This window comes from Shewanella sp. S23-S33 (genome assembly GCF_043359565.1).
In the GTDB taxonomy this organism is placed as follows: domain Bacteria; phylum Pseudomonadota; class Gammaproteobacteria; order Enterobacterales; family Shewanellaceae; genus Shewanella; species Shewanella oncorhynchi.
In genome coordinates, this window is record NZ_JBHFFD010000030.1 from 1 (window position 1) to 5,566 (window position 5,566).

The following is a 5,566-nucleotide window of genomic DNA, read 5'->3' on the forward strand; positions in this document are numbered from 1 at the left end:
CGATAGCGCATGACGGGGCAACTTGGTATGTGATTAAGCAGAAGTCAGCAGACGGCATAGTAGCCCAACGCCCATCGTAATGGATGGGAGATGGTGAAGGCCTGAACATTTAGAAGAAGGAGTCTTGTCAAACTTGTCGATACCCACTACGTCGCCAGACGATTACTATCGGCAGCGTATTGATATGCAACCGGCCTTCAACAGCGATTTATTCCAACAACTACTCGAACCTAAAAATCTACACCGAGCTTGGCGTCAAGTTAAAGCCAATAAAGGCGCGGCTGGCATCGATGGCATGACTATCGAAGCCTTCCCGCTTTGGATGCAACAAGGCGGTTGGCAACGGTGTAAATCTCTACTGGAACGAGGTGAATATAACCCTTCAGCAGTCAGACACGTAGAGATCGACAAACCCGATGGCGGTAAACGCAAACTGGGTATCCCTAACGTCATTGATCGTGTGATACAGCAAGCTATTGCTCAAATTCTCACGCCGTTGTTTGACCCTTTCTTCTCGGCTAATAGCTTCGGCTTTAGACCGAATAGGAATGCCAAACAAGCGGTCTTGCAAGTCAGAGATATCATCAAACAGAAGCGCAAATTTGCCGTCGATGTTGATCTGTCCAAGTTCTTTGATCGAGTAAATCACGACCTGTTGATGACTCAATTGAGGATCAAGGTACAGGATAAGCGTCTGCTGGCGCTTATTGGTAAATACCTGCGAGCTGGTGTGATGGTCAACGACCAATTTGAAGCAAGCTTCGAAGGCGTGCCTCAAGGCGGCCCACTCTCGCCATTACTCTCTAACATTATGTTGGACAGTCTTGATAAAGAGCTGGAAAGCCGAGGGCACAAATTCGCCCGCTACGCGGACGACTTTATCATCTTAGTCAAGTCTCAACGAGCGGGCGAACGTGTCCTCAAGAGTATTACTCGCTATCTTGCCACTAAGCTAAAACTGGTTGTTAATGAACAGAAAAGCCAAGTGGTAGAGGTAGGTCAAAGCAAGTTCCTTGGTTTTACCTTTAACCGCGGAAAGATCCAGTGGCATGTAAAAACACTGTACATCTTCAAACAAAAGATAAGACGACTGACAAACCGCAATTGGGGCGTGAGCATGGGATATCAATTGTTTAAAGTACGGCAATACATGCAAGGCTGGATCAACTACTTTGGCATAGCCAACGCTTATCAAGGGTGTGTCGATTTAGACCATTGGATCCGTCGTCGAGTGCGTATGTGCTACTGGCGTCAGTGGCGAAAACCGCGGACTAAGGTACAAAACTTACTTAAACGTGGCGTCAGGATCCAAGCTGCCGTTGCTTGTGGGATCACAAGTAAAGGCCCATGGCGGAGCTCGAAAACACCAGGAATACAGCAAGCGCTGAGTAATGAGTATCTTAAGAAAGCAGGATTGTATTCACTGAGAAATGGATGGATCGCGGTTCACTATCCGAACCAGAAAACAGGTTAGGCGTTCTAAATGAACCGCCCTGTGCGGAGCCGCATGCAGGGTGGTGTGGGGGCTGGAGGCTAGATACCTCCGGCTACCCGATTAGATTACTAATCACCCTCTCTTTATGTATTCTTGCCTTAAATCGTTAAGTCGGGTTGTAAATGTTATATTTCCACTTTCAATATCTTTCTTTAAAAGAATATTAGACTGCTTGTTTATTGCATAAGCAGTGAGAAACCATGTAAATATCAATGCATAAAAGAATGTAATACCATCCGTTGAGGCATGTAGAGGTGACCAGTTATTGTCGAGAAAAGTTGAATCGGAGAAAGTATCAATTCTAATTAGTTTATCCACTACAATAAAAATAAAATACGAGATAAGTAAAGGTGTAGTTATTCTCTTAAAAAGAAACAGAGCAATAAAAGACTTTATTGTTCTCCTTGTGATATAAAAGCATACAAATACGGCTCCCATCATCGAAAGTAAAAACAACTCAAAGTAAGTCAATACGGAGTTTACAAAAAAAGAAACAAACCACTCCAAAAAGCTTTTCAACCAATTGAGTCCCCAAAAATCCCAATTAAAATTAAAGCTCCAAGGTAGACCTAGCTTTTCTCTCGCAAGTGCAGAAAGAATAATTAAAGCAGGTGCCAACAAGCAAAACAGCACTCCAAAAAATGTATCTATTACTGCCTTTCTAAATGGATGATCAAATAATTCTAAATACTCTTTTAATAATTTTTCCACAAGTACAACCTAACCTTTCGAAGTAATCTAACGCCCAAATAATGGGCAAATATCAGTTGGTTAAAATAAGCGACGCAGGAGCAAAAACCAACTGTTATTTGTCCTGATTAATTTGCTTGTTAGTTTACAATTGCGCCAATACTAGTGAAAAAGCACTTAGCCAAATTAGCTGAAAACCATATGAAATACGCTGATGGATGCCAGGATTGCTTTGGGATTTTACAGCTTTAGCCATTGCGAAAAGAAAATAAACAGCAGCGACAACAGAAACCAATGAAAAAATGCGGAAATATAATGGAATAATTTCAGTTGTTGGACTGATAGCAATTAATATTGGTGCTACAACTAATGAAAGCAACATGATAAAACCTGCCCAAGAATGTACCTTACAATTAAAAGTTGGATTCTTAGTAAATGGATCGGCGTCCATTGGGAAGTAACCGGCGACCCATGTACCAACACCATGAGCTATAACTAACCAACCAGCAATATTCACTAAAGTTGAAACATTTGAGAGTTGAGCCAGATACCAACCGAAAAAGCAAAATAGAAAACCAAGAGGATAATTATTAATTAAAGGAGACAATTTTTCAGTTGGGCTACCAGTCGCACCTAACTCACTACAAAATTGCTTTGAATGGCTGTAACCAGCATAAAAACTACTTGCTGCATAAACACCAATGAATATCCAGATTGTTGCAATTAATCCTGAATAGATCGCAATACTCTCAAACACCACCAAACTCCCTTTGTAAACTAACGTCTTAGTATTTATGCGCTGCGCTGTTTTCAGGGCATAAATCGCTTGTTGGACTTGGCCGCTGCCACATCCGTGTAAATGGGTATGAATAATGCTACAGGAATTTGCTTTTTTGCGGTAGCGGTTTTTTATACAGTTTGATGGGTAATCACTTGATATCGTTTTAGCTTTCTCATTCTTTTACGCTTACTTTCGACTGATTTTTTACCTTGGTTGACAGCATTTTGGCCCCAGATTCAGGCTGACACTCACACCCTATCCCCTCATCGGCTTAATCCCATAAGGCTGGCTGCTTTTCGCTGTCGGTTACGCTACGTCTTGAGGGAGTGGTTATCCTGACAGACGTACTGGCTGACTTTGGTTGTTAATCATCACTAATCTCTGCAGTCTTATCAGCCCAATAAACTGCAAATGACCTAACTGGCATTGCGGACATGACCATCAACATTCCTCCTTAATCAAAGGACTCGCCAATACCACCTGCGGCTTACGTAGTTGCCGCAGGATAAGCGCGAGCTTTTTGCGGCGGCAAGCATTGGCAAGAAAACCAAAATGTCTCACTCGCATCAGCCCTTTGGGCAATACATGCAATAAGTAACGGCGGATAAACTCATCACAACTTAGCCGCATTTGCTTATGCTGCTGACCGTCACGATAGTCCTTGTAGTGAAAACGGACATGGTCTGCGGTCACGTCGGCAATTCTTGATTCATGCAGCATGCCTTTACGGGTATAACGCCCGAGGTATTCAACTACGGTTTCGGCGCGACTCAGACACGCTTTGCTGTAAACACACCACGGTTTTGCCATTAAGGTATCAGCCGCAGGGATAGCCAGCTCATGTTGTCGCAGCGCCCGTAATAACTTGGCCCGATACACGGTGGACAAGGCTTTAACCGGAAACAGATAATCCGTTTTCACGCCATGCCAATACCCTCCGACGTCACTACCCCGCCTGGAATTAAGCAATGTCATTGTTACTGCACTAAAAGGTGCAGCGTTATGCTACAACACATCTAAAGTCGCCTTAACTCGGTCTAAAGCCACAATGGTTCTGAACCATTTAACATTCGCGTTATTATGGAACATTTGATCACATAGTTCTTGGAAGCGTTGCATATGCGGCACAAGCAGAACCAGCATAAAATCGGCATCCCCAGTTACGTAGTAACATTGTTGTACTTCTGGGCCGGAAAAGTCCTGTTTTAATTGCCTAAGTGCATTGATATCGGTTTTTTCAACCTGAACTTCAACAAAGATTGTGATGACTTTTTTCAGTTTATCTGGGTCTAAGATTGCCACTGTCGATTGGATGTAACCGCTGTCCCTCAGCTTTTGAATACGTCGCTGAACAGAAGCCGTAGACAAGTGAACTGCTTCAGCCAACTCTCGCAGTGGAGTTTGACAGTTCAATTGCAACAAGGTGAGAAGAACATGATCGTATTTATCGAGCGACATAATGACATCCAGATGAGAAATTTTATCGAAAATAGCATCAATTTAGAGACCTTTTCCCAAAGGTAACACAATAAAATACAATTCAATTTCTCATTTGCGTCTGGACGTTATGAAATCAGTTCCCAATACCTTGCTCGGTGTCAGCCTAAATGTGGCCGCGTCCGCGCTCTTTGCAGTAATATTCGCTTACACTGCCCTATTAGAAGCTCTCAGCGGTGAAGAAATCTATGGTTGGCGCATTCTCTTCACGCTGCCACTGTTAACCCTCTTCATTATCGTTCGGGGGTATTGGTCGCAAGTCGCCGCAATTTATCAGCGAGTCATTCATGAAAAACACTTTTGGCTAACTCGAATCGCATCCAGCTTTTTAATCGGTATTCAGCTTTGGTTATTCATGTGTGCTCCGGGTAATGGGTATGGCTTAGCAGTATCACTGGGATATTTTATAATGCCCATCACTATGGTAGTGGTTGGCCGATTTGCTTTTAAGGACAAGATGTCAGTAATGCAATGGATTGCCTGTCTTTTTGCTTTACTTGGTGTAGTGAACCAGGTAGCCATTTCTCAAACCTTAACTTGGCCAACACTGGCTATATGCTTAGGATACCCAATCTACTTCTGGCTAAGGCATAAAACTGGCACCAATAACATTGGTGGTGTCTGGTTTGATATGTTGCTCAGTGTCCCGTTATGCATTTACTTTATCTTAAATGGCGGCTACGTGATTGAAAGTTTTAGTGATAGTAGCCTAACACTCTGGTTAGCCATTGGCTTAGGTGCAATCAGTGCCTTGGCTCTTGGGTTACAATCATTATCAGCTCCGCACTTGAACCTGAGTCTTTTCGGGCTACTTATCTATGTAGAGCCCTTACTGTTATTTATCGTTGCTATAATGCTTGGCGAGACATTTACCCCAAGTGAATGGCCTACCTATATCGGTATTTGGTTAGCCGTTATTGTGTTGATGTTAGAGGGGGGGATTAATATGTTTAAATCAAGAAACGTCTAAGTGTGGATCATTAGTAAAAGTATGGCTAATTCTAGCCACTCATCAGCACTTATCTAATAACGCCAAATCGCAATGGGACAGAAGCGAGCTAGATTTCCCCTCATCGCCCGTTAAAGACGCATTAGCACAAGTG

5 protein-coding genes and 1 pseudogene are annotated in these 5,566 nt (G+C 43.0%); 2 read left to right on the forward strand and 4 right to left on the reverse strand.

All coding sequences use genetic code 11. The annotated features are described in order from the left end of the window. Positions 1–124 precede the first annotated feature (124 nt). Entirely contained in the window at positions 125–1,474 is a 1,350-nt protein-coding gene (gene ltrA, locus ACHA99_RS09115; protein ID WP_393942304.1) for a group II intron reverse transcriptase/maturase, read from the forward strand. Positions 1,475–1,567: 93 nt separating this feature from the next. Here ltrA and ACHA99_RS09120 read toward each other — a convergent pair whose 3' ends face one another. From ACHA99_RS09120 to ACHA99_RS09135, 4 genes and pseudogenes are all read right to left on the reverse strand, one after another. Continuing rightward, positions 1,568–2,206, reverse strand: a complete 639-nt coding sequence (locus ACHA99_RS09120; RefSeq protein ID WP_393942306.1) for a hypothetical protein — start codon at positions 2,204–2,206, stop codon at positions 1,568–1,570. Positions 2,207–2,330: 124 nt separating this feature from the next. After that, the gene (locus ACHA99_RS09125) at positions 2,331–2,942 is read right to left on the reverse strand and encodes a DUF998 domain-containing protein (RefSeq protein WP_393942308.1); all 612 of its coding nucleotides are present in this window, start codon (positions 2,940–2,942) and stop codon (positions 2,331–2,333) included. 354 nt (positions 2,943–3,296) lie between these two features. Further along, a pseudogene (locus ACHA99_RS09130) lies at positions 3,297–3,937 on the reverse strand (transposase); the annotation flags it as partial. 34 nt (positions 3,938–3,971) lie between these two features. Beyond that, positions 3,972–4,424, reverse strand: coding sequence for an Lrp/AsnC family transcriptional regulator (locus tag ACHA99_RS09135; RefSeq protein ID WP_106650472.1), 453 nt, complete (start codon positions 4,422–4,424; stop codon positions 3,972–3,974). A 109-nt stretch (positions 4,425–4,533) separates the two neighbouring features. On the opposite strand from ACHA99_RS09135, the gene rarD reads away from it, so the two are divergent. Beyond that, complete coding sequence (gene rarD, locus ACHA99_RS09140) at positions 4,534–5,433, forward strand: EamA family transporter RarD (protein WP_393942311.1); 900 nt, start codon at positions 4,534–4,536, stop codon at positions 5,431–5,433. Positions 5,434–5,566 lie beyond the last annotated feature (133 nt).

Bases quoted from the DNA above. Each gene is read 5' to 3' on its own strand.
- ACHA99_RS09135 (WP_106650472.1), bottom strand. From the start codon at position 4,424: ATGTCGCTCGATAAATACGATCATGTTCTTCTCACCTTGTTGCAATTG.
- rarD (WP_393942311.1), top strand. From the start codon at position 4,534: ATGAAATCAGTTCCCAATACCTTGCTCGGTGTCAGCCTAAATGTGGCC.